General features: G+C 57.2%; 21 protein-coding genes. 7 read left to right on the top strand and 14 right to left on the bottom strand.

Annotation, left to right across the window (positions count from 1 at the left end; translation table 11 throughout):
* Positions 1-21 precede the first annotated feature (21 nt).
* Positions 22-3339, top strand: coding sequence for a carbamoyl-phosphate synthase large subunit (gene carB, locus ACFDSS_RS01055; protein ID WP_375253896.1), 3318 nt, complete (start codon positions 22-24; stop codon positions 3337-3339).
* A gap of 444 nt (positions 3340-3783) precedes the next feature.
* On the opposite strand, the gene ACFDSS_RS01050 is transcribed toward carB, so the two are convergent.
* The 6 genes from ACFDSS_RS01050 to ACFDSS_RS01025 form a co-directional block, all read right to left on the bottom strand.
* Positions 3784-4749, bottom strand: a complete 966-nt coding sequence (locus ACFDSS_RS01050; RefSeq protein WP_375253895.1) for a multicopper oxidase domain-containing protein — start codon at positions 4747-4749, stop codon at positions 3784-3786.
* 14 nt (positions 4750-4763) lie between these two features.
* Entirely contained in the window at positions 4764-6344 is a 1581-nt protein-coding gene (locus ACFDSS_RS01045) for a cbb3-type cytochrome c oxidase subunit I (RefSeq protein ID WP_375253894.1), read from the bottom strand.
* A gap of 48 nt (positions 6345-6392) precedes the next feature.
* On the bottom strand, positions 6393-7016 hold the full coding sequence (locus tag ACFDSS_RS01040) for a hypothetical protein (protein ID WP_375253893.1): 624 nt from the start codon (positions 7014-7016) through the stop codon (positions 6393-6395).
* A 66-nt stretch (positions 7017-7082) separates the two neighbouring features.
* Positions 7083-7430 (bottom strand): hypothetical protein, encoded by a 348-nt coding sequence (locus tag ACFDSS_RS01035; protein WP_375253892.1) that lies wholly within the window; start codon positions 7428-7430, stop codon positions 7083-7085.
* 171 nt (positions 7431-7601) lie between these two features.
* Entirely contained in the window at positions 7602-8168 is a 567-nt protein-coding gene (locus ACFDSS_RS01030; RefSeq protein WP_375253891.1) for a DNA adenine methylase, read from the bottom strand.
* A complete protein-coding gene (locus tag ACFDSS_RS01025; RefSeq protein ID WP_375253890.1) occupies positions 8099-8503 on the bottom strand; it encodes a DNA adenine methylase in 405 nt (134 codons plus the stop codon). The genes ACFDSS_RS01030 and ACFDSS_RS01025 overlap by 70 nt, the downstream gene beginning before the upstream one ends.
* A gap of 69 nt (positions 8504-8572) precedes the next feature.
* Here ACFDSS_RS01025 and ACFDSS_RS01020 point away from each other — a divergent pair, with 69 nt between their 5' ends.
* Positions 8573-8848, top strand: a complete 276-nt coding sequence (locus ACFDSS_RS01020) for a helix-turn-helix domain-containing protein (RefSeq protein WP_375253889.1) — start codon at positions 8573-8575, stop codon at positions 8846-8848.
* Between the two features lie 236 nt (positions 8849-9084).
* Here ACFDSS_RS01020 and ACFDSS_RS01015 read toward each other — a convergent pair whose 3' ends face one another.
* The 3 genes from ACFDSS_RS01015 to ACFDSS_RS01005 all read right to left on the bottom strand — a co-directional run bounded on the left by ACFDSS_RS01015 (position 9085) and on the right by ACFDSS_RS01005 (position 12773).
* On the bottom strand, positions 9085-10059 hold the full coding sequence (locus ACFDSS_RS01015) for a membrane dipeptidase (protein WP_375253888.1): 975 nt from the start codon (positions 10057-10059) through the stop codon (positions 9085-9087).
* Positions 10060-10066: 7 nt separating this feature from the next.
* A complete protein-coding gene (locus ACFDSS_RS01010) occupies positions 10067-11518 on the bottom strand; it encodes an aldehyde dehydrogenase family protein (protein WP_375253887.1) in 1452 nt (483 codons plus the stop codon).
* A gap of 79 nt (positions 11519-11597) precedes the next feature.
* Positions 11598-12773 carry a phytanoyl-CoA dioxygenase family protein gene (locus tag ACFDSS_RS01005; protein ID WP_375253886.1) on the bottom strand — a complete coding sequence of 392 codons (1176 nt, stop codon included), beginning with the start codon at positions 12771-12773 and terminating at the stop codon, positions 11598-11600.
* A 186-nt stretch (positions 12774-12959) separates the two neighbouring features.
* On the opposite strand from ACFDSS_RS01005, the gene ACFDSS_RS01000 reads away from it, so the two are divergent.
* Complete coding sequence (locus tag ACFDSS_RS01000; protein WP_375253885.1) at positions 12960-13922, top strand: hypothetical protein; 963 nt, start codon at positions 12960-12962, stop codon at positions 13920-13922.
* Here ACFDSS_RS01000 and ACFDSS_RS00995 read toward each other — a convergent pair.
* Entirely contained in the window at positions 13919-14332 is a 414-nt protein-coding gene (locus ACFDSS_RS00995; protein ID WP_375253884.1) for a VOC family protein, read from the bottom strand. The genes ACFDSS_RS01000 and ACFDSS_RS00995 overlap by 4 nt on opposite strands.
* Before the next feature lie 88 nt (positions 14333-14420).
* Here ACFDSS_RS00995 and ACFDSS_RS00990 point away from each other — a divergent pair, with 88 nt between their 5' ends.
* The 3 genes from ACFDSS_RS00990 (at position 14421) to ACFDSS_RS00980 (ending at position 20267) form a co-directional block, all read left to right on the top strand.
* Positions 14421-15713 carry an O-acetylhomoserine aminocarboxypropyltransferase/cysteine synthase family protein gene (locus ACFDSS_RS00990; RefSeq protein ID WP_375253883.1) on the top strand — a complete coding sequence of 431 codons (1293 nt, stop codon included), beginning with the start codon at positions 14421-14423 and terminating at the stop codon, positions 15711-15713.
* A 109-nt stretch (positions 15714-15822) separates the two neighbouring features.
* On the top strand, positions 15823-18279 hold the full coding sequence (locus ACFDSS_RS00985; protein WP_375253882.1) for a hypothetical protein: 2457 nt from the start codon (positions 15823-15825) through the stop codon (positions 18277-18279).
* Positions 18280-18386: 107 nt separating this feature from the next.
* Entirely contained in the window at positions 18387-20267 is a 1881-nt protein-coding gene (locus ACFDSS_RS00980; RefSeq protein WP_375253881.1) for a cation:proton antiporter, read from the top strand.
* Here the strand turns inward: ACFDSS_RS00980 and cobT are convergent.
* Positions 20264-21274, bottom strand: coding sequence for a nicotinate-nucleotide--dimethylbenzimidazole phosphoribosyltransferase (gene cobT, locus ACFDSS_RS00975; protein WP_375253880.1), 1011 nt, complete (start codon positions 21272-21274; stop codon positions 20264-20266). The genes ACFDSS_RS00980 and cobT overlap by 4 nt on opposite strands.
* A gap of 77 nt (positions 21275-21351) precedes the next feature.
* On the opposite strand from cobT, the gene cobS reads away from it, so the two are divergent.
* Positions 21352-22098, top strand: a complete 747-nt coding sequence (gene cobS / locus ACFDSS_RS00970) for an adenosylcobinamide-GDP ribazoletransferase (protein ID WP_375253879.1) — start codon at positions 21352-21354, stop codon at positions 22096-22098.
* A gap of 11 nt (positions 22099-22109) precedes the next feature.
* Here the strand turns inward: cobS and ACFDSS_RS00965 are convergent, their stop codons facing one another.
* The 3 genes from ACFDSS_RS00965 to ACFDSS_RS00955 all read right to left on the bottom strand — a co-directional run.
* Positions 22110-22787 (bottom strand): FG-GAP repeat domain-containing protein, encoded by a 678-nt coding sequence (locus tag ACFDSS_RS00965; RefSeq protein ID WP_375253878.1) that lies wholly within the window; start codon positions 22785-22787, stop codon positions 22110-22112.
* A 20-nt stretch (positions 22788-22807) separates the two neighbouring features.
* Positions 22808-23131: a 2Fe-2S iron-sulfur cluster-binding protein gene (locus ACFDSS_RS00960; RefSeq protein ID WP_375253877.1), complete on the bottom strand. Its 324-nt coding sequence runs from the start codon at positions 23129-23131 to the stop codon at positions 22808-22810.
* 280 nt (positions 23132-23411) lie between these two features.
* A partial coding sequence (locus ACFDSS_RS00955) for a PDZ domain-containing protein (protein ID WP_375253876.1) occupies positions 23412-24077 on the bottom strand: 666 nt, incomplete at its 5' end.

Here is a 24077-nt window from a genome sequence, read left to right as displayed (position 1 = left end):
TTGCAAATAAGGGGGCCTGCCATGCCAAAGCGTACCGACATTCAGTCGATCATGATTATCGGCGCCGGACCCATCATTATTGGCCAAGCCTGCGAGTTCGATTATTCCGGCGCACAGGCCTGCAAAGCGCTTCGTGAAGAAGGTTATCGGGTCATTCTGGTCAACTCCAACCCCGCCACAATCATGACCGACCCCGGCCTCGCAGATGCAACATATATTGAGCCGATCACACCCGAAGTTGTTGCCAAGATCATCGAAAAAGAACGCCCCGACGCGCTGCTGCCCACGATGGGCGGACAGACCGGCCTGAACACATCGCTGGCACTCGCTGATATGGGCGTGTTGGAAAAATACGGGGTCGAGATGATCGGCGCCAAGCGCGAAGCCATTGAAATGGCCGAGGACCGCAAGCTTTTCCGTGAAGCGATGGATCGTCTGGGCATCGAAAACCCCAAAGCCACGATCGTCACGGCTCCTGATGGCGATCTGGATGCCGGTGTGAAAATCGCTCTGGACGCGCTGGAAGATATCGGCCTGCCCGCTATCATCCGCCCTGCCTATACGCTTGGTGGCACCGGCGGCGGTGTGGCGTATAACCGTGAAGAATATGAATTCTTCTGTCGCAGCGGAATGGATGCGTCCCCCGTCGGACAGATCCTTGTGGATCAATCGCTGCTAGGTTGGAAAGAATTCGAAATGGAAGTCGTGCGCGACAAGGCAGACAACGCAATCATCGTCTGCGCCATTGAAAACGTGGACCCGATGGGCGTGCATACCGGCGACAGCATCACGGTGGCCCCGGCCCTCACGCTAACCGACAAGGAATACCAGATCATGCGCACACACAGCATCAACGTGCTGCGTGAAATCGGCGTCGAAACTGGTGGCTCGAATGTGCAATGGGCGGTGAACCCCGCCGATGGCCGCATGGTCGTGATTGAGATGAATCCCCGCGTCTCCCGATCATCGGCGCTGGCGTCCAAGGCGACGGGTTTCCCGATTGCCAAGATTGCGGCAAAGCTGGCCGTGGGCTATACGCTGGACGAGCTCGATAATGACATCACTGGCGTCACACCCGCGTCATTTGAGCCGACAATCGACTATGTTGTCACGAAAATCCCGCGCTTTGCGTTTGAAAAATTCGCAGGATCAGAGCCTTACCTGACCACCGCAATGAAATCCGTGGGCGAAGCGATGGCCATTGGGCGTACGATCCACGAGTCCTTCCAAAAAGCGCTCGCGTCAATGGAGACCGGCCTGACCGGCTTTGACGATATTGCCATCCCGGGCGCCCCTGACAAGGCGGCCGTCACCAAGGCGCTGGCCAAGCAGACCCCTGACCGTATGCGCGTCATCGCGCAGGCGATGCGGCACGGGCTGTCGGATGACGACATCTTTGCTGTCACCAAGTTCGACCCATGGTTCCTTGCGCGTATCCGCGAAATCATCAACGCCGAAGCGGAGCTTTTGAAAAACGGCCTCCCCGTCACCGAAGAGGGCCTGCGCGATATCAAGATGATGGGTTTCACGGATGCGCGTCTGGCGACCTTGACAGGGCGTGATGAAACCCAAGTGCGCCGCGCCCGCCGTAACCTTGGGGTCAATGCCGTATTCAAGCGGATCGACACCTGTGGCGCGGAATTCGAAGCGCAAACCCCCTACATGTATTCCACCTACGAAAGCCCCGTGATGGGTGAAGTGGAATGCGAAGCACGGCCCTCGAACCGCAGGAAAGTGGTTATTCTGGGTGGCGGTCCTAACCGGATCGGCCAAGGGATCGAGTTTGATTATTGCTGCTGTCACGCCTGTTTTGCCCTGACCGATCAGGGCTATGAAACGATTATGATAAACTGCAACCCGGAGACTGTCTCGACCGACTATGACACTTCTGACCGTCTCTATTTCGAACCGCTGACTTTTGAACATGTGATGGAAATCCTGCGGGTCGAGCAGGAAAACGGCACCTTGCATGGTGTGATTGTGCAGTTTGGCGGGCAAACACCGCTGAAGCTGGCGAATGCCCTGCACGAGGCGGGCATTCCGATCCTTGGCACGACGCCGGACGCGATTGATCTGGCTGAGGACCGTGAACGCTTCCAGCAACTGGTGCAGAAGCTGGGGTTGAAGCAACCCCACAATGGCATCGCGTCGACAGATACGGAAGCTTTTGACATTGCGAAGGAAATCGGATTTCCCCTTGTGATCCGCCCGTCATATGTTCTGGGTGGCCGCGCGATGGAAATTGTTCGCGATCAGGCGCAGCTTGAACGCTATATCTCCGAAGCGGTTGTCGTGTCTGGCGACAGTCCGGTTCTGCTCGACAGCTACCTGTCCGGCGCCGTTGAGGTCGATGTTGACTGCTTGTCTGATGGCAAAGACACGCATGTCGCGGGCATCATGCAGCACATCGAAGAAGCGGGCGTCCACTCCGGCGACAGCGCGTGTTCATTGCCACCCTATTCGCTTTCTGATGCGATGATTGCCGAAATCCGTATGCAGACAGAAGCGCTGGCCAAAGCGCTGAACGTGGTGGGGTTGATGAACATCCAATTCGCGGTCAAAGACGAAACTGTCTACCTGATCGAGGTGAACCCGCGCGCGTCCCGTACCGTCCCGTTCGTCGCAAAGGCCACAGACAGTGCCATCGCATCCATCGCGGCCCGCCTGATGGCGGGCGAGCCGTTGTCAAACTTCCCTTTGCGCGAACCCTACCCAGCCGCAGAAAATCCGATGGACGTGCTGCCAATGGGCGATGCATTCACATTGGCGGACCCCAAAACGCCGTGGTTCTCGGTCAAAGAAGCCGTCCTGCCTTTCGCCCGTTTCCCCGGCGTCGACACGATTTTGGGCCCGGAAATGCGCTCAACCGGTGAGGTCATGGGCTGGGACAGGTCCTTCCCGCGGGCCTTCCTCAAGGCGCAGATGGGTGCAGGCACAAACCTTCCTATGCAAGGCACGGTCTTCATCTCCATAAAGGACGACGACAAGACGTCTGACATGCTGGAAGCAGGCAAAACGCTGATATCGCTTGGCTTTACAATCGTAGGGACACGCGGCACCTCCGCTTGGCTGGTCGAGAACGGGATCGCCTGCGAGGTCGTGAACAAGGTCTATGAGGGTGGATTGACCATCGTTGACCGGCTCAAAGACGGGCATATCGCCTTGGTTTTCAACACCACCGAAGGCGCCGCCGCCGTTGAAGACAGCAGATCAATCCGCGCTGTCGCACTCTACGACAAGATCCCCTACTTCACGACCGCCGCCGCTGCGAGCGCTGCGGTTATGGCGATGCAAGCACGTGACGAGGGCGATGTGGGCGTACGCAGCCTGCAAGGTTGACGAGCTCTGCGTCTGCGTGCAGCAAGCAGGAGCTTGACGTAGGGGTCATGCACCGCGCCGACGCCATCGTTCGCGACACGCGTGCCCAATGCGAAACGGGCGGCGACATTCAGCACTTGACCCCACACCAGACTGACCACGAGATATGTGAGCTGGCGGCCTTCTAATCAGGAGCAAGGCGCGCAAGATCGCCGCAGACAGACCGCTGTCACCCTCTGCGACCTGACCGGAACCGGCGCACGGAAAACAGCAATAGCAGTTGAGGCATATGCGCGCGTGAAGGCCGCGGGGGATGGGCACGGTGATCTAGCCCTGGAACGCTTGCCAGATTGCTTGGATATTGGTTGCTTCATTCCTAATTTCCAGCGTCTCAGCCAGACAAAGCAAAGCGGCCCGACATTGGGTGCCGGGCCGCAAAGAAATTACGAAAATGCAGATAATCGGCTACATTTCCATGGCCATCCCTTCGGTTGCCAACTGACCCATCATGCCCATCTGCATGTGGTAGGGCAGCATACACATGAACATCCAGACACCGGGCCGAACCACATTGGCAACGAAGGTCAATTCCTCACCCGGCAGCAGCAGTGATTTCTCGTAGAGCGCTTCGTGCTCCACCAGGTTCCAGTCCGCCCGTCGCGCGCGATAGTTCACGCCCTGCATTTGCGCCATGCCCATGAACATGAATTCATGCACAATGGCGCCGTCATTGCGCAGGGTGAAGCGGATGCGTTCTCCTGGCTGGGCGTCGATTTCGAGATCCGAGAACGTCCATTCTGTCATCGACAGTGCGATTTCACGATCAAAATCACCCTCGTCAGTGACGATCAGTCCGGCCATTTGACCAGCCATGAGACGTTCGGCTTCTTCCTCGTCCATCTCATCTTCAGCAGCCATGTCCATCCCGCCACCGGCGTCCATGTCCATCCCGGCGTCGTCGGCCATGTCCATCCCGCCATCGGCAGCCATGTCCATCCCGCCATCGTCGGCCATGTCCATTTCACCATCGGCAGCCATGTCCATCCCGGCGTCGCCGGCCATGTCCATCCCGTTATCGGCGTCCATGTCCATTCCGGCGTCGTCGGCCATGTCCATCTCGGCATCGGCGTTCATGTCCATTCCGCCATCGGCGTTCATGTCCATGCTACCCATGTCCATGTCGCCCATGTCCATGTTTTCCATAGCGGCTTCAATCATCGCTTCATCTTCGGGCGGTACTCCGAAAATGTCGTGTTCGATTTCCTCATTCTCAGCCATGACACCTTCAGGAATGATGCCTTCCTCGCGCAGTCGGTCAATCTCCGCGACCGCAGGTGCTGCCTGCACGGTCGGCGGGGTCTGAACGACGATGAAATAGCCTGTTCCTCCAAGAAGGATCAGCCCGAATATCAGAAACAATCGCATGATCATCTTAGTTCTCCTTCTTATTCTGCCGGAACCGGCTCTGCTGAGCCAGACGGATCATTTTCCGCAATCGCCCAAGGGTCGCCGGTCACGGTCGCACCGCGGGTCGCACTGCGCATGATGTTGTAGACAAACATTATAAAGCCCAGACCAATCAGATAGGCCGCGCCTGTCAGGATTAATTGCGGCATCGACCACTGTGGAAGGTCCAGATAGTCCACCACCCAGCGCGGGAAGTAGTTGAACCCCAGCAGATACATCATCGTGACTTTGGTAAAGATGCCGATCTGCCAGAACCAGAAATGGATGTTGCCCATAGCCTGACTGTACATGCGACCGGTGAAATACGGATAAAGATAGTAAATACCCGCCATCGCCATATTCGCCATGAACCCCACGAACATTGCGTGGAAGTGCGCCGGCACAAAATACGTATTGTGGACAAAATCGCTGTCGGTCGCAATCTGGGCGTTTACGTAGGCTGTCACGCCGCCGTACATCAAAAAGAAGATCGATGCGATGATGAACTTGAAAGGCACCGCGCGGCGCGCCGTGGCCGGAATTGGATCAGACCAGAGCGTGGCAATCCAGTTGAACACATGCAAAGTCGACGGAATGAAGATCATCAAGGTCAGGATCTGTGTCATGCGTCCGATGAAGCCACTGACGTTTTCAGCAGGCTGGAAGTGGTGCGGATAGACGACAAAGCCCAGAACCGTCAGCAATGCAAACGCCGTGACCGCAGACCAGTAGCTCCAGATCGGACGGCCCAGGAACCGCGGCAGAAGCGTATAGAGGATCGCGACTGCAGGCATGAGCGGCAGATAGACGGCCGGGTGGCCATAAAACCAGAACATGAACATGAAGGTCATCACGTTGCCGCCGCGTGCGGGATCAAAGAGCGCTGTCACCTCCAGCCAATCGGTCAGCATCACGACACCGACAAGGCCCAGAACCGGGGTCGATACGAGCAGCAGTATGCCTTCTGAAATCGCACCCCACCCCATCAGCGGCAGTTTGCTGAAGCCCTTGCGCTTGGCAGCAGCCAAACCGTTCTTCAACAGCACTGCACCGGCAAGAAATTCAGAGATTGCCACCAGTGCAACCGCGACATAGCCCATCCAGACCAACTCTCCGCCGACGCGTAGCGACATCGGAGGATAGAATGTCCAGGTGAAATCCGGTCGCGAAATTATCAACATGACGGCGGCCAGTATCAGCAGCCAGTAACTCCACTGCGCGCCGCGAGCCCATAACAGCTCCTCGGTGCCAAGGATCTTGGGCATCATGTAGTACATGATCGAGATAACAAATGGGATGATGAAGCCAAAGACCATGAACATACCGTGCAAGGTCATCAGCGACATATAGGGTCGCGCATCCAATATCTGGATATCGGGATAGGCCAGTTCGGTCCTGAACAATATTGCCATCAGGCCGCCAAGGCCCAGCATAACGACTGAGGTCAACATACCTTTTATAGCAATATGCCGGTAGTCGTGTGAAAACAGGAGCGTCGAAAGCGTCATCTTGCCGATGACATCTTCCGGCTCCCAATGGGGTGTTGCCCCCATACGTTCTGCATCATGCACGCTTGCCATGGTGCGGTCTCCTTAATTCTGAATATGTTGTCACGGATGGGCCCGGCATCAGGCCTCGCCCTCATCATGCTCTTCGTCACCGTCGCCCTCGTCAGCTTGAACAACGAGCCAAGCCTTCATCTGGGCGTGTCCAACTCCGCAGTAGTTCAGGCACTGGATCAGATACTTGCCGGGCTCCTGTGGTGCGCGAATCCATATGTCGCGCTCGACCCCTGGTTCAAATTCGGCGGTGATGCCAGCTGCAGGAATGTTGAAGCCATGAATGACGTCATTGGCGAACAGGCTGAACAGCACCGTTTCACCCGGCTGGACGACAGCCGCATTGCGCGAAATCGCATCATCCTCGTCGATGAAGGCGAATCCCCACTGAAAGGCCAGAACCCGGATGATCCGGTCAAATTCTTCTTCCCCCGGTTCATAGCCGACTTCCAGCACGCCCTCTTCTTCGAGACGATCCTGGTAAGCTGTGTATATTTCGGTACTGCGGCTGTCGCCGTACCACACCATGACCAGCAGAAACCCGACGAACAGGAACTCCATCGAATAGGGCAACCGCCAGCGTGTTGGCAGGAACAGCGCCGCAAAGAGCGCGGCAATCCCCAAACCCAGGACGACAAAAACGATGATTATCATTGTGGACTGGTAACCGGCCAGCCCGAGTGCATTTTCCATTACAAACTCCTCTCACAAAAACGTATTTCCAGACGGCTGGCGGGATGCACAGCCGCGAATGGCGTTTCAAATGATCGGCGGTTGGATCAGCGGTTCTGCGGGAAGTCCTTCCGCGCGAATTCTGGTGCGTGGGTATGTAATCGCCACAGCGACGGCACCCGATAAATGAAATTCAGCAAGACCGGCCGCCACGTTGGGCGCGCAATGGCCTGCGGCGGACCCCATGCTGCCGCAAAAGCTTAACATCGGACAGAATGCCATGTTGACCGGGGTTTGCTCCCCTTCAACACAAGGCGGAGCGACGCCAGCATCGGGCAATGCGACTTGACAGTCGTCAAAAGCAATTTCTGACGTTAGCCGTGACTTTGCACCGGCACCGAAAGCCAAGGCCGAGGTGCCGCCGACCATAATCATCGCAACGATTACGATTGACGTGCAAAAATACTTTATTGTAGCTATTTTGGCCGCCGAAGACGACATGATGAATTCCCCTGTTAGAGATACGATACATAGGAAGTAAAAAGATTTCAATCCAAGACATTATCGCGAAATTCAAAACGCCGAAGTCACGACGAACCCGGTCAGTTAGTGTGTGAGAAGCAACCTGTCGGTGACTACCTCTGCTTCGAGAGTTTGCCCACTCATCCGGAAGCGCTTGAGCATCGAGCGCCCGCAGTTTACGACCGCGTCCCTTTCAAACAAGCAGGTAGGTATATCATAATCGCAATTTTGCGCGCCTGACTTTTTTGATCCGTCAAGGCTTAATGCCACAAAGACCCCTCTGGCTTTGGCTTGTTCAATTTTCTTGAAAAGATCATCCTGAGAAAACCCCTGCGCGCCGTAAAGGATCGCCTGGCTATGGCTATAAGGCGGATCACAATAGACCACATCGCCTTCTTTGGCACGATCAAGAGATTCTCCAAATTCGCGGTGGAAAAATTCAGCCCCACGAACGCGCTCAGCCCATTCATCGACACGCCGACCGAATGTACCGAAGTGAATTGGTTTATGCGCGCCACAGGGCGTTGACATGTAGCCATCAGCTTTCCTAAACCTCATCACGCCGCCGTAGGCAGAGCGAGTCAGAAACAGAAAATCGGGCGCATTTGCACCAGCGTTGTAGCGCGCTTTGATCTTCTCATATTGCGCCACTTTTTCCCCTCCTGGGCTTCTTCCCACCGATCACGATACCAGAGTTTTACCTGCTCAGGGTCTGTTCTTAACATCTGCCAGATCGTGATAAGCGGCTTGAAACTGTCGGCAGCTTCGGCTTTACGAGGTGAAAGAACACCCAATACAGCCCCAGAGCCCAAGAAAGGTTCGTGATAAGTTCCGAAAGTCTTGGGGAAAAATGAAATAATTTCATGCGCAAAGCGCTGCTTATTTCCGATCCATTTGAGAAGCTGTGTCTTGTAAGGCTGGACACCTAGTGATGTGTTTGTATCCGAGGATTCGATTTGTTGTTTTTTATCAATTGCTAACTGCATCACGCCCCCATTATTGATGAAAAAATGCAGTAATTTGGGATATCCCGCAAGCGGATATAGAAGGTTCGTGTGACAAAACTCGGCAGCGAAGAACACGAAGAACGATTGGAACTGTTATGGAAATCCCGACCGGAAGCGGGTTTGAGGCAGACCGACCTCGCCAAAAAGCCACGTGTTCCGCAATCAATGGTCAGTAAATATGAAGTGGGTGAGCGCCGTATCGATCTCTTAAACCTTCGAGACATCTGCGCTGCCCTTGGAATTTCATTGTCTGAGTTCGTCGAACAACTCGAAACCCTATTGAGCAAAGAATCCCATGAAACCAATTCCCAGATTCCTAAATAAGCCCAAGTCTTTCTGGGCATCCGTCCGTTCGCTGAGCCAGAAGGTTGGCTATAGCAAGAAAGGTGCTAACCTGCGCGCCAAGTTCCCTCTATTCAGCACTGGGCTGGAAAAGCCCGGTCGCTTTCGAACGGAAGGTGGCTTAAACGAGCACTTGGGGCGGCACTAAAGCGGGACAGGTCCAGTTTTCATCTTTTCGTGCCGCAGTTTAATTGCGCCGATTCCGTGGGTTTCAGATCCTACAAAGGCCGAAAGTTTTCCGCAAAGAACCGGTACCAGTTTCCGCCCATCAATTTGCCGACTTCGTCCCCGCTAAACCCTACCGCGCGCAAGCCATCTGCGATATTGCCAAAGTGTCGATTGTCTTCAAACCAGGCCGGCATAGGCGGAAAGCCCGGGGCATTGGCAGAGCCTTCGCCGTAGTCGATTTCCTTGCTCCAGCGCCCGACACGCATCCATTCAACAACGCTGTCAGGCTGATCCTGGCAAAGGTCAGAGCCGATCCCGAAGTGGTCCACACCAAAAGCCTCCGCAGCATCCGCCACCATCTGACAGAAGCTTTCGACCGTGCAATCGCCCTTGCCCTTCAGGTGGTGCGGATAAAGCGAGAACCCCATCATCCCGCCGTTTTGTGTCACCGCGCGCACCACATCATTGCGTTTGTTGCGCAAGGCGGGCTGCCAGCTATGCAGATTAGCATGTGTTATCGCAATCGGTCGCTGTGAAATATCCGCCGCTTCAATCGTGGAGCGATCAGCGGAGTGGCTCATATCCACCACTAGGCCGACACGGTTCATTTCCTTGATGACCTGACGGCCCATCCGGGTGATGCCGGGGTCTTCGGCCTCATAGCATCCCGTCGCCAGCAGCGATTGGTTGTTGTAGCTGAGTTGCATAAACCGCGCACCCAGTTTGTGCAGCACCGCGACCAGCCCAATATCATCTTCAATCGGACTTGGATTTTGGAAGCCAAAGAAGACCGCCGTGCGCCCGGTTTCGCGCGCCTTGTCGATATCGCTTGCCCACTCGCCATGGAAAATCAAATCGGGATATTGTTCAAACCAGCGGTTCCACGCCTCAAAGTTCAACACCGTTTCGCGGAAATTCTCATGATAAGCGATGGTGACGTGGACTGCGTCCACCCCGCCTTCGCGCATCTGCCGAAAGATTTTCTCGGACCAATTGGCGTATTGCAAACCGTCGATCAGGAACATCGCGGGGTTACTCCGGCATACCTGAGGAGATGTAGGCGGTCTTCACCGTTGTATAGAATTCAGCCGCATAGCTGCCTTGTTCACGCGGACCATAAGAGCTGTCGCCGCGTCCACCAAAGGGCACGTGATAATCCGTCCCAGCGGTGGGCAAGTTTACCATCACACAGCCGGTCTGCGCATTGCGCCGGAAGTGCGTTGCGCGTGCAAGGCTTTTTGTGACAATCCCCGACGTCAGGCCAAAATTGGTGTCGTTGACGGTGTGCAATGCTTCTTCATAGCTGCCGACTTTGATGACGGACGCCAATGGCGCGAACATTTCCTCGCGGTTGATGACCATATCGTTGGTGGTGTTCAAAAAGACGCCCGGGGTCATGAAATACCCTTCCGTTTCGCGCGTGACCCGTTCGCCGCCGCAAGCCAGTTCAGCGCCTGCGGCTTTGCCTTTCTCCACGTAAGCTAGGTTTTCACCCAATTGCTGTTCACTCACAACGGGGCCGATTTGCGTCCCCTCGCCCAGCGCATGGCCGATCTTCATCGCCTGCGCACCCGCCACCAGTTTTGCGGCGAACTCATCATGGACAGCTTCGTGAACAATCAAACGCGATGATGCCGTGCATTTCTGGCCAGTCCCGCCAAACGCCCCTCCCAACGCCAGCGTGACGGCCAGATCAATATCGCTGTCATCCATCACGGCCAGCGCATTTTTCGATCCCATCTCCATTTGCACCTTGGTCAGGTTTTGGATCGCTGCGGTTGCAATCCCCTTGCCGACTGGCACAGAGCCGGTGAAGGAAATTGCGTCAACCTTCGGGCTTTCCACAAGCCGCTGGCCAACATCGCGCCCGGCCCCCATCACAAGATTGAAAAGCCCCTTGGGAATATCCTGACGGGAAATGATCTCCGTCAGTGCTACAGCGGACGCAGGTGTGACATTCGCAGGCTTCCAGATCACCGCGTTGCCAAAGGCCAGGGCAGGCGCAATTTTCCAGCTCGCGGTTGCGGTCGGGAAGTTCCAAGGGCTGATGATAGCCACGACACCAACGGCTTCGCGGCGCACATCGACCTCGATCCCGTCGCGCGTGCTATCTGCGTTGTCACCGATTTGACGCAAAACCTCAGCCGCGAAATATGTAAAGAACTGACCGGCGCGAAAGACCTCTCCCTTGCCTTCGGCGCGCGGTTTGCCTTCTTCGCGGCTCAGCAGCGTGCCCAATTCCTCCGCGCGGGCCATCAATTCGTTGCCAATGGCCATCAAAACGTTTTGCTTGCGTTCCAACCCGTAAGCCGCCCATTCCGCCTGCGCACGTCGGGCAGCGCCCAGCGCATCATCAAGCTGGTGACTGCTGGCTTGCGCAAAAACTCCCACGATATCAGACAGATCCGAAGGATTTATGTTTTCAATTTCGGTCGGTCCCGTAATCCATTCGCCCGCGATATAGTTTTGCTGTGTTTGTGTCATGGAGAGCCTTCTTTCATGCGCAATCGGCGCCTAATTTCGCGCGACACTAGTGGTCGGGAAAGGGCGAAGTCAAACCCATTCAAGGGCGTTGTTTCGCAGCCATCTTATCAAGACCAGCCGTGAACTTCGCAAGCGTCAGCCCCTCTGCCAATGCGCGCGCGAAAAAGGCCTTCTGGCTTTCCGGTGCGAGACCGCCAACGGGTGGATCGGTGTCAAGATTTGTGGGGAACGGATAGCCCTCGGCTGTGGCCCCCAACAACGCATCCAATTCCGACGGATCAAATAGGCCTTTCATATCGGCAACGACGGGATAGAGCATTTTGCACATGCCCGCACGGTCGATGTTTTCAAGCACACGTCCAAGGGCCGTGCCAACCTGCAGCAGGTTCGCCATCCGGTGAACGTCAGGTGTCACATTCGCACCTGCCGCATGGAATAACGCCGGATTGAAAAACAATGCGTCGCCCTTCTGAAGTGCCAACTGTACACAGTTTTCTTCAAAAACCGCGCGGAAATCATCGCGCCGATAAGCCAGATAACCCGGGCGGTAGGTCTGCGAAAATGGCAGCAACTTCGTCGGCCCACTCTCCACTGGCATATCGCAATGCGCCACTGCACCCTGCAAGGTCATCACTGGCGACAGGTCGTGCACATGTGCGGGATAGGTGGCGGCCACATCAGCCGTCTGGAACCCCAAATGATAGTCACGATGGGCCTCTTGCGCCGCTCCGCCGGGGTGCACAAGATTGACCTGTGCCGTCATTTGATAGTTGGGCCCCAACCATGCCTCGCTCACGGCAGCCAGCGACGGGTTGGAAAAGTAGCGCGCAAAAACATCAGGCGCGCGCAGACAGAGCTTTTGCAGCGAATTCCACACCCGATCATTTGAGCCCGCGGCTGCGAAATGGTCTGCGCCACCGCCCGCTACTCCTTTTTCTTCGGCAATGATTTCCTCATAGATCACGGTGGCCTCGTCCAGCACGTCGATATTCTCGTAAGCTGATCGCAAAGCAATCGCTCCGGCGCCATGCATCATCACCCGCGCCCATTCCGCCATCAAAGCGCGACGGGCTAGTCCGTCTGCTAGGGCGGGTCGCAGGGCGGCCATATCATAAATCGGAATATTGTGCTGGATAGCATGGGAATGAGGCACATCCGCCGCCTGCGTGGCTTGGTCGATAAGCGCTTTGAAGGCGCTCACATCGCAAGTCTCAAGCGCATAATAGCCCGCGTCTTGATTTTGGTTGTCGCGCATGGCTGTCTCCTCCCCGATGCAGCTTGCTTTGTTACACTGCCAACTTTTGCACGATTTGCCAGATATTTTTGCCTTTCGTCGCAACGCGACAGTCCATTGAAGTCGCGCGATGCCACCCCTACAAAGACTACACGCCGAACCAGAGGTGCCGCGAAGAAGCTGATGCATTTACAGCCATTTAACATCATGATCGTCGGCCAAACCGGGCGGTTGCAGTTTGAGGCGCTCTTGTTTCTCGCCTCTCTGCGCGCGCGCAGCCCTGATTTTGCCGGACAAGTTATTGTCGCGGAACCTCAGCCGGGTCCGCTTTGGGACAAAGACCCACGGATGGCGCATCCGATCCGCGACGGTCTGGAAGAACTGGGCGCCAAGGTTGTCCCATTCGAGAGCGCGCACTTTGGACAGTCCTATCCACAAGGCAACAAAATCGAGGGGCTCAACGCCCTGCCCAGAGATGAACCTTTCGTCTTTTTTGACAGCGACACGCTGGTGACCGGGGATTTGGCGCACATGCCGTTTGATTTTGCGCGCCCTGCTGCCTCCATGCGGCGGACAAACACGTGGCCTGTGGAAGACCTATACTGGCCCGGCTACGCGGCAATCTGGAAGTCGCTCTATGATCGCTTCGGGCTGGATTTTGAAAGCTCGCTCGATACAAGCCAACCGGATGAATATTGGGAGCGGTATTTGTACTTCAACGCGGGGTGGTTCTTCGGCGCGGACCCTGCCGCATTCGGGCAGCACTTCACGCTATACGCCACCGCAATTCGCGATGATCCACCGCCAGAATTGGTGATCCAACCGCTTGATCCCTGGCTCGACCAAGTCGCCCTGCCCCTTGTTGTGCATGCGTTTGGTGGCGGGCGGCCACCAGAAAACCTGAGCGGCCTTGATGGTGCGGTGACCTATCACTACCGCGCACTGCCGCTGCTTTATGCGACAGGCACAGACGCGCAGGTCGCGTTTTTGGAAGAGCTTGCGGCGCCCAATAAGATCAAAAAACTGCTCAAGCTGCATGACCCTTTCAAACGGATGATCTATCAAAAACGCGGGCATAAAGTGCGCGCGCTCTTTGATCGCAACGACCTGCCACGACGCGAACAGGCGATCCGCAATAAGATCAAATCAAACGGGTTTTGGTTGCGCTAGTTAGCGAAAATGCCGCTGGTGTCGGCAAATCCCTTGATCTCAATCGGGTTGCCAGACGGATCGCGGAAAAACATCGTCCACTGCTCACCCGGCTCACCCTTGAAGCGAACCGATGGGGCGATGATGAAATCTGTCTGGCGCTCTTCCAACCGTCCAGCCAAGGCCGTCCAGTCCTCCAATGGCAACACCAACCCAAAATGCGGCATTGGCACCATATGATCGCCAACCTTGCCGGTCGCTTCATTAGCAAAAGGCGTGCCCAGATGCAGGCTCAACTGGTGCCCAAAGAAATCAAAATCAACCCAAGTCTCGGTGGAACGCCCCTCAGTCGCGCCTAAAGCACCGGAATAAAATTCGCGTGCTTCATCCAAATCCGAAACGTGAAAGGCGAAATGAAAGGGTACGGGCATCAATCTTTCCTTTTTGAGCAGAGCCGTTGAGGTGCGCGGGCTTTCCGCCTACACCTTGTCGCGACATATTTCAAACGGAGACCCCGATATGACCGATGGCCCATCTTACGGCTTTGACACGTTGCAAGTTCATGCAGGCGCACGCCCCGATCCGGCAACAGGCGCGCGTCAAGTGCCGATCTACCAAACCACCGCCTATGTCTTCCGCGATGCCGAGCACGCCGCAGCTCTCTTCAACCTGCAAGAAGTGGGCTACATCTACTCGCGCCTGACCAACCCGACCGTCGCCGCATTACAAGAACGCATTGCGACCCTTGAAGGCGGTGTCGGTGGTGTGTGCTGTTCCTCCGGTCACGCAGCGCAAATCATGGCGCTCTTTCCGTTGATGCAACCGGGGCGCAACATCATTGCCTCCAGCCGCCTCTACGGCGGCACGGTGACCCAGTTCAGCCAAACTATCAAACGTTTCGGCTGGAGCGCGAAATTCGTTGATTTCGATGACCATGATGCCGTGAAAGCTGCCATCGACGATGACACGCGCGCTGTCTTCTGTGAGGCGATTGCAAACCCTGGTGGGCATATTACGGATCTGGATGCGATCTCTGCCATTTCTGATGACGCTGGGATTCCGCTGATCGTCGATAACACCTCCGCGACGCCGTATCTTTGCCGCCCGATTGAACATGGCGCGACGCTTGTTGTGCATTCGACCACCAAATACCTGACTGGCAACGGCACAGTCACTGGTGGCTGCGTTGTCGATAGCGGCAAATTTGACTGGGCGGCGAATGACAAGTTTCCCTCCCTCTCAGAGCCGGAACCGGCCTATCACGGGATGAAATTTGCAGAAACTTTCGGCCCATTGGCCTTTACCTTCCACGGCATTGCCATCGGTCTGCGTGACCTTGGCATGACCATGAACCCACAGGCGGCCCACTATACGCTGATGGGGATCGAAACACTGTCCTTGCGCATGGACCGCCACGTCGAGAACGCGATGAAGGTGGCCAAATGGCTCGAGGATGATCCGCGCACGGATTACGTGACCTATGCCGGCTTGGACAGCTCCCCCTACGCCCATCTGGTGCCGAAGATCTGCCCACGCGGTGCAGGTGCATTGTTTACCGTGGCTGTAAAGGGTGGCTACGACGCATGCGTGAAACTGGTAGATAGCCTAGAGATCTTCAGCCATGTCGCCAACCTCGGCGATACCCGTAGCTTGATTCTCCCCTCGGCCTCGACCACGCACCGCCAGTTGACCGCAGAGCAGCAGGAGGCCGCTGGTGCAGGACCGGGTATCGTGCGTCTGTCAATCGGGATCGAGGATGCAGAAGATATCATTGCCGATCTCGATCAGGCACTGGCAAAAGCGACAGCCTGACCGAAAGTTTACCAGCCCGCGCCCTTGGCGCGGGCAGCTTTCTGCTATAGCATTATCGCACGGCGGCACATATGATTTGCCGCTGTCAACAATGTGCTAAAGCAGGCCAATGACCATCAATTTCGCGCTATCGCTCTCCCATGAAGGGATCGAAATGCTGCAACGTGTCCATGACGGATGGCGTCGGCTGGGGCACGTCGATATCAATAGCCCGACCTTAAATGCCGACCTTACGTCCTTGCAAACGCAGGCAGAAGTGATTGCTTCCAGCAGCTTTTGCTGCAAGATTATCATCCCAGCAGATCAGATCAAATACACTGCCATCGAAAGTGACCAAACCGACAAAAGCGACATTGATGCGGTTTTGAAAAATGCAACGCCATACTCGCTTGACGCATTGGTCGTTGATTTTGAACGCTCAGACGGCAATACCCATATTGCCGCAGTGGCCCGCCAAACTTTGCAAGAAGCGGAAAACTTTGCCGCTATGCAGGGCTTTCGTCCGGTCGCTTTTGTCGCTGTTCCACCTGCATCGAGCTTCCAAAGTGAGGTATTCTTCGGCCCGACGTCAGCAATGCCGGATATCCTTGGACCGGACGCAACCGTGACCCGCGACAGCCAGCCTGTCCAGCTTGTTGGCAAGCGGTTAGAGTCCCGCAAATTGGTGCGCGAAACTGCCCCCAAGCCAGAGACCAAACAGGTGCTCTGGGTTGATGCAACACCGCCAGAGGTCTGGCGGCGCCCTACCCCTGCCCTTGCCGTACAAGCGCCAACACCGCAAAAGATCGCGCTTGCACAACCGCCGCTCTTTGACCCGATCATCGCGGAGGTCTCCCCCAATATTGCAGCCAAGCCGGCCTTGGTTGCCGCCGGCAACACATCGCCGGTCGCTGTGTCTGGTTTGACTGATGTACCTCCAGCCCCAGTAACAGATATGGCCGCGATATCGCGCAAAAAGCTGTTCATCGGGCTGGCCGCCAGCGTCGCTGTCTTGGCCATGATCGGTGGCTGGGCGCTACTCGCCACGGGCAGCGGGGCCGATGCCCCGACCCTCTTGTCTGTCGAAACGCCGGCATCGGGGGCAGCCGCGCCGGAAATCGCGCTACAATCTGCGCCGGACCTTGGTCCAAACCCGCCTGCCGAAGTCGCGCCCTTTGACAGCACCATCGCAACTGACGATCCAGTGATGTCGTTGCTGAGTGAAGTGACCTCTCTGCCGGCTCCTGAGATTGAAAATGCCCCGCCACAGGCGCCGCTGATTGGCCCGGAGGTGCTTACTGTCGCAGCGCCATTGTTCGGTGAATTTGCGGCAACTGCGCCGAACCTGCCCGCAGGAATGACCACCCAAGAGCCATCGCCAGCTATTGGGACGCCCATTCTGGTGCAGGCAATCTTGCCCGACGCCAGCATTGCTATACCGCAAGACCCACCATCGGCACCTTTCACCGAAGACCGCGTCACAGGGGCGACGGCCACCGCGCGCGGCACAGTGCCTAGCCCTGCGGAGGCCGCAGCATCATATGAGGCGACAGGCGTATGGCAACGCAGCCCACGGCTGATTGACACGCCGTCCGGTGCGATTTTGTTGGGGTTCATGCGCCCCGCCCCTCTGACGACCCCACCGCGCGTCGCCGCCCCTGTCTTTGCAGTCAGACCGGCGGAACGGCCCGTCCCTTTTGCCGCACCGCGCAATCCGCCACCCGCTGATATGGTGTTCGCGCGCGATGAGAACGGCTTCATCGCCGCAACGCCCGAAGGCACGCTGACACCTGACGGTGCGTTTGTCATTGCCGGCCTGCCGGACCTCGCCGTCAGTCCCCGCCCGCAGCTATCAGAGGCCGATCTGGCGCGACTGGCCTTGCTTGCGCCCGCTGCACCTGACGATGGCGTTGTTGTGATTGCAGGTACGCCTGACGTCATCCCACCGCTGCGCCCAGCCAACTTGGTGGTGCCGCAGGCACAACCGGAAGCGCCGCTGGGCGGCGTGGGGCTTGCCGGACTGGAATTGCAACAAAGCGGAACCATCGCGCTTGATGCCGCAACGGTTGAGGCGCGCGCCGCAACTGATTTGCGCCCGCAACTTCGACCCGCAGGGCTCACGGCGGCGGCAGATCCGGACACCACTGACATCACTGATATCCTCAGAGAGATCGCGGCCAGCGATGCGACTTTGCGCTTTGACAACAGCACAGCTCTGGCCGTGCGCGTCTCCATGCGGCCTGATGTGCGGCCGAACGGTTTGTCACGTCGCCCAACCGGGACCACAACAGCCGCGCCTGTCGTCGCGGCTGCCCCTGTCGCTCCGCAGAACTTTGCGCCATTACCCGGCGCCGTGGCCCGTACCGCCACCCAGGAAGACGTGATCCGTCTGCGGGACATCAATCTGATCGGGGTCTATGGACGCCCAAACGCTCGCCGTGCGCTGGTCCGTCTCAGCAATGGGCGCTACGTGCGCGTCGAAGTCGGCAGCGCGCTTGATGGTGGACAGGTGACAGCGATTGGCGATGAAGCGCTCAACTACGTTAAACGCGGGCGCACCTATGCCGTTGAGATGCCAAGAGAGTAAGCGCGCCGCGGCATATGCTGATTGCACGGGGCAGATTGCCGAGAAAGCCAAATGAACTGACAAGATTTGAACGGGCAGGAAGCTGCGCCCTTATGCGATAGGCAAAAATGGAAATTATCCTTTTACAGGCAACCATTTATCTCGGAGCGGCTGTCATTGCGGTGCCGCTCGCTGCGCGTTTCGGCTTGGGATCGGTTCTAGGTTATCTACTGGCGGGCATCGCCATCGGGCCGGTGACGGGTTTGGTTGGCGCCGAAACCAAGGACCTTCAGCATATCGCGGAATTTGGCGTTGTGATGATGCTGTTCCTGATCGGGCTTGAGCTGGAACCGCGCGCGCTTTGGAATATGCGTCAGCGCCTTTTGGGTTTGGGCGGGATGCAAGTCGGGCTGACGATGCTCGCCATCACGGCTGGCGCGATATTCTTGGGGTACGATACCGGCACATCCGTGGCCATCGGGATGATCTTTGCCTTGTCATCGACCGCTATTGTCTTGCAGACGCTCTCCGAAAAGGGATTGGTGCAAACCAGCGGCGGGCGTTCGACATTTTCGGTATTGCTGGCACAGGATATCGCGGTCATTCCAATGTTGGCGCTGCTGCCATTGCTGGCCGCCCCTGCGCTGATGTCGTTGGCACCTGACGGCTCGGTCGTGCGTGCGGCGGACGCGTATGATGACAGTGAATACGCGACGCTCAGCCTTGTAGAAGGCCTGTCGGGCTGGGGTGTCACGTTGGTGACGCTTGGTGCTGTCATCGCGGTGATCCTGACCGGTATTTTCCTCACCCGGCCAATCTTTCGCTATATCCATCACGCGCGGCTACGCGAGATGTATACCGCGCTGGCCCTTCTCATGGTGGTCTCCATTGCGGTTCTGATGCAGATGGTCGGCCTGTCGCCCGCCTTGGGAACATTCCTGGCTGGCGTCGTGTTGGCCAACTCCGAGTTCAGACATGAATTGGAAAGCGATCTCGAACCTTTCAAGGGGCTGCTCTTGGGTCTGTTCTTCATCACGGTCGGCGCCGGCATAGATTTCAACCTGCTGTTCGGAGATCCCGCGAAGATCATCGGCCTTGCCATCGCGGTGATGGTTATCAAAGGCATCATACTCTTTGGCCTCGCGACCGTCTTTCGACTGCACAAAAAGGACCGTTGGCTGTTCACGCTTGGTTTGGCACAGGCCGGTGAATTCGGCTTTGTGCTGATCTCCTTTTCGCTTGCGCAGGGTGTTCTGACGGACGCGCTTGGCAGCCTGCTTCTGCTCGTGATTGCGCTGTCGATGCTCATCACGCCGCTTTTGTTTATTGTCTATGAAGTGCTGACGCGGCGGATGGTGGACGAAGCGGACGCCGAACATGATGAGGTCGATGAACAAGGCACCGTGATTATAGCCGGTATCGGGCGGTTCGGCCAAATTGTGAACCGTTTGGTGCGCAGTGCGGGATTTGACACCGTGGTCGTCGATAACAATCTGGCGACCGTGCAAATGATGCGCAAATTCGGTTTTCGGGGGTTCTTTGGTGATCCAACGCGGCCAGATCTATTGAATGCCGCCGGATTAGAGGACGCCCGCGTCTTGGTCGTGGCAATTGACGACAAGCGCAATGCCGTGAAATTGGTACGCTATGCCCGTAAAGCGCGGCCCGATTTGCATATCATCGCCCGTGCCCGCGACCGCGTGCATGTGCATGAGCTTTACGACGCTGGCGCTGATGACATCGTGCGCGAAATGTTTGACAGCTCTCTGCGCGCGGGCCGCTACGCGCTGGAGAACCTCGGGCTGACAGACTTTGAAGCCGCCGAGGTCGAACAGGCCTTCTACCAACACGACCGGGCCGCGCTGCGCGAGCTGACTGAGCTTTGGAAGCCAGGTGTGCCAGTGTCGGATTTGCCTGAGTATGTGGCGCGGGCGCGTGAATTGAACACCTCGCTTGAGATGGAGCTGGCCGCCCGCCAACAAGCGAATGAGCGCAAGAAAGACGACTAGCCGTCGCTGACGCCAGCCTCTGCGAAAGTGGCCATCCCGGAATGGCACGCAATCGCCCCTTGCAACACGCCAATCGCTAAGGCGCCGCCGGAGCCTTCGCCAAGGCGCAAACCAAGCTGCAATAGCGGCTCTTTCTCCAAAGCATTCAAAAGGCGCCGATGCGCGCCTTCAGCGCTCAAATGGCCCGCGACTGTGTGATCCAGCGCGCCGTCTGCGGTCTTTGCCAAAGTCAACGCGGCAGCCGAACAGATGAAACCGTCAAGGATGACCGGAATGCGGTGGTGGCGCGCTGCGGCAATCGCACCGGCCATGCCAGCCAATTCGCGCCCACCCAAACAGCGCAGAACCTCTAGCGCGTCGCGGTTTTGATGCAGGGCCAGCCCCTTGGCAACTACGTCTGTCTTGCGGGCAAGTCCGTCGTCATCAACGCCTGTGCCGCGGCCTGTCCAATCGCCGGCCTCACCCCCCAAAAGCGCCGCACTGATGGCCGCCGCAGAGGTGGTATTGCCTATCCCCATCTCTCCCGTGACCAGAAGATCAGCCTCAGGATCAACGGCATTCCAGCCGGTTTGCAAGGCTGCGACGCAATCGCCCTCGGACATCGCCGGGCCGACTGTGAAGTCGTTTGTGGGTATATCAAGGTCCAAGGGATAGACATCCATTTTGGCCCCAAACGCTTTGGAAAGCTGATTGATTGCCGCCCCGCCATGTTCAAAGTTTGCCACCATTTGCACGGTCACTTCGGGCGGAAAAGCGGATACGCCCTGCGCACAAACCCCGTGATTGCCAGCAAACACAATGACTTGCGGCGCATTGATCTGGGGCTGCGGATCACCGCGCCACCCGGCGTACCAAATCGCCAAGTCTTCCAGACGCCCCAGCGCACCGGGAGGTTTCGTAAGTTGCCTGTTGCGCTCTTGCGCGCCGGCCACCGCCCGCACATCCGTCGAAGGTGCCGCGGCAAGGGTTTGCCTGAAGGTGGAAAATGTCGAAAATGGCGCTTGCATCGGGTCCTCGCTGGGGTCAGTCTTCGGACCTGTTTAGCGCAGTATTGCGCCATGTGAAGCCCGCAAAGGACCACCGTTTGTTTAAACACGACAATGCTCTCTTTCACCCCATCGACCTGCCCGCTGCGTTGGGATTGCTGACGCGGCTACCGATAAAGGTGAGTACCGACAAAGCGATGGCACGCGGTGCTGCATCTGCGTGGGCCTATCCGCTGGTCGGGGTGATCGTGGGTGTGATCTTGGCCGTGATTGCCAGCCTTCTCATGGCGGTAGGCGTGCCTGCGATATTTGCTGCGGGGCTCGTGCTGGCAAGTGCCGTTATCCTGACCGGGGCAATGCATGAAGACGGGCTTGCGGATACGGTCGATGGGCTTTGGGGCGGCTGGGACAAAGCCCGCCGTTTGGAGATTATGAAGGATAGCCACATCGGGGTCTACGGCGTTTGCGCCGTCGTTCTGGCGCTTTTGTTGCGTTATATGGCGATATTGATGGTCTTGTCCTTCGAGATGCACTGGATGGTGTTCATCGCCGTCGGCGCTGTCAGCCGCACCAATATGGTTGTGCTGATGGCGATGCTGCCAAATGCCCGCGACACCGGATTGAGCCGATCTGTCGGCAGGCCAGCGCAGAAAACCGCCTGGGCTGCAATCGCGATTGGCGCGGCGGTCGCTTACGTCAGCGGATATCCTAGCATGATACTGGTGGCCGCCGTAACAGGCGCGATTTGTGCGATGATTGCGCGCACAAAGATCGGAGGACAAACCGGCGATATTCTGGGCGCCACGCAGCAAGTGACGACAATCGCCCTGCTTGTGACACTCTAGCCGCCCAAAGCTTAGGGGAGCTGCGCGCAGGCCAGTGCAATCGCAAAAGATCCACGGTCCACATGCGCCCCTATCGACCTCGTCCGCAGGACGCCGTCGGTCAGGCGCGTTGCCATCACCTCGCGCCAATCGGCGCTGGCGGTGATGACTTCAGGCCCATCGCCACAATCCCGGATACCGCCACCGATATCGGCCTCGCCGATCCGGTGGTTGGTTAACCCGCCAAGGTCAGCGACAGGCTCAAGAGCGCCGTTCTCATAACGCCAGACGCGCAAGGTCTTTGCCAGATGCGGACGGTCGATGTAGGCGATCTCGATCACGCCGTCCCCATCCAGATCAGCCGCGCCAATAGGGGCCAGCCAGCGGTTCGTCAGCCCGATATGGGGTGTCGCTGCGATCTTGCCGCTGGCATCATAGATGGCAAGCTGCGCGCCTTCAGAGGCAAGGGTTTCCACCACAATCACCTCTGGCGCGCCATCATTGTCGAGATCGACGACGCGTGGTGCGACGTCTTCGAACACGCGCGATTGCGGTAGTGTGAAACTGCGTAGACCATCATCGGTCGTAATATCAAGACGCCCCCATTCGATCGCATCCCCCAAAACGCCGTGGTCATAGCGATCTGTGGGCGCGCCGTATTGCGCCGACAAAACCGTGTCAGCGCTGGCAGCGGTGGCAGTAATCGCCACCACCGCAAGAGCCCGCGCAATCAAATCTGTTTTTCCGGCATCTGGACGCGCAAGCCATCGAGATCGTCGGTGACTTTCAACTGGCAAGTCAGGCGGGATTTCACCGTGTCCGGCTCATAGGCGAAGTCGAGCATGTCTTCTTCCATTGCGTCCTTGGCGGGCAGCTTTTCGATCCAGGCATCATCAATGTAGACATGGCAGGTAGAGCAAGCACAGGCGCCACCGCAATCGGCTTCAATGCCGGGAATGCCGTTGTCACGCGCACCTTCCATAACAGTCAGGCCATTGGCCACTTCGACCACATGTTCTTTTCCGCTATGCTCCACGTAAGTAATTTTAGCCATATACAGGGTGTCCTTTTTGCAAATCAGTCTGTTGCGCGGCAAAATAGTGCAGGCAAAGGGGGCTCGCCACCCCAGAAATACCTCACAACTTTTTTGTGACCGGATGACACAAAAGATGGTTGCAATTAACCTGACGCAAGCTGCCATTGATGTGTTAGCCAAGGCAAGGCAAAGGCCTTATTTTATTGACAAAACAGGGCAGCGGCAATGAATTCACCATTTGCCCGCACAAAAAAAGGCGGCCTTTCACGCCGCCTTTTTTGTCTTTGTCGTATGTGCGCTACTCTTCGAGAACCAAGGCCACGAAACGCGGGTCACCGCCACGGCGCACCAGCAAGAGGATGGATCTACGCCCCGCCTCTATCGCCGCTTCGATCTGCGTTTCGAAGTCCGCCACGCTGGTGATCGCTTCCTGCCCAGCTTCTGTGATGACATCGCCCTGCAGGATGCCCTTTGAAGCGGCCTCACTGTCAGGGTCGATCTGCGTTATCACAAGGCCCGTTTCAACCGACAGAGAGAACTGATCTGTCAGTTCCGGGGTGATCTCCGACAGGGTCAGGCCGAGGATTTCCGATTGTGTTGGCTCTTCCTCCGGCTCGGTTGAGGCGGGAAATGCCACAGGTTCAGATGTCTCACGACGTCCCAAAATAACTGTCAGATCAGCCATGTCGCCATCACGCAGCACGGCGACGGGGACTTCCTTGCCCACAGGCGAGTTACCAACGATGCGCACCAGCTCACGTGTGTCCTCGATCTCGATACCGTCAAAATTCAGGATCACATCACCGGCCAGCATGCCTGCGTTTTCCGCCGGACCAGCAGGGACATCCGTGACAAGCGCACCACGGGCCAGATCAAGCCCTTCGATTGCGTCGATCATATCAGGTGTGACGTCCTGGATGCGTACACCCAGCCAGCCGCGCCGGGTCTCACCATATTCGATCAA

It is taken from the genome of Yoonia sp. (assembly GCF_042093035.1).
Classification (GTDB): Bacteria; Pseudomonadota; Alphaproteobacteria; order Rhodobacterales; family Rhodobacteraceae; genus Yoonia.
This window is presented reverse-complemented; position numbering and strand designations above follow the sequence as displayed.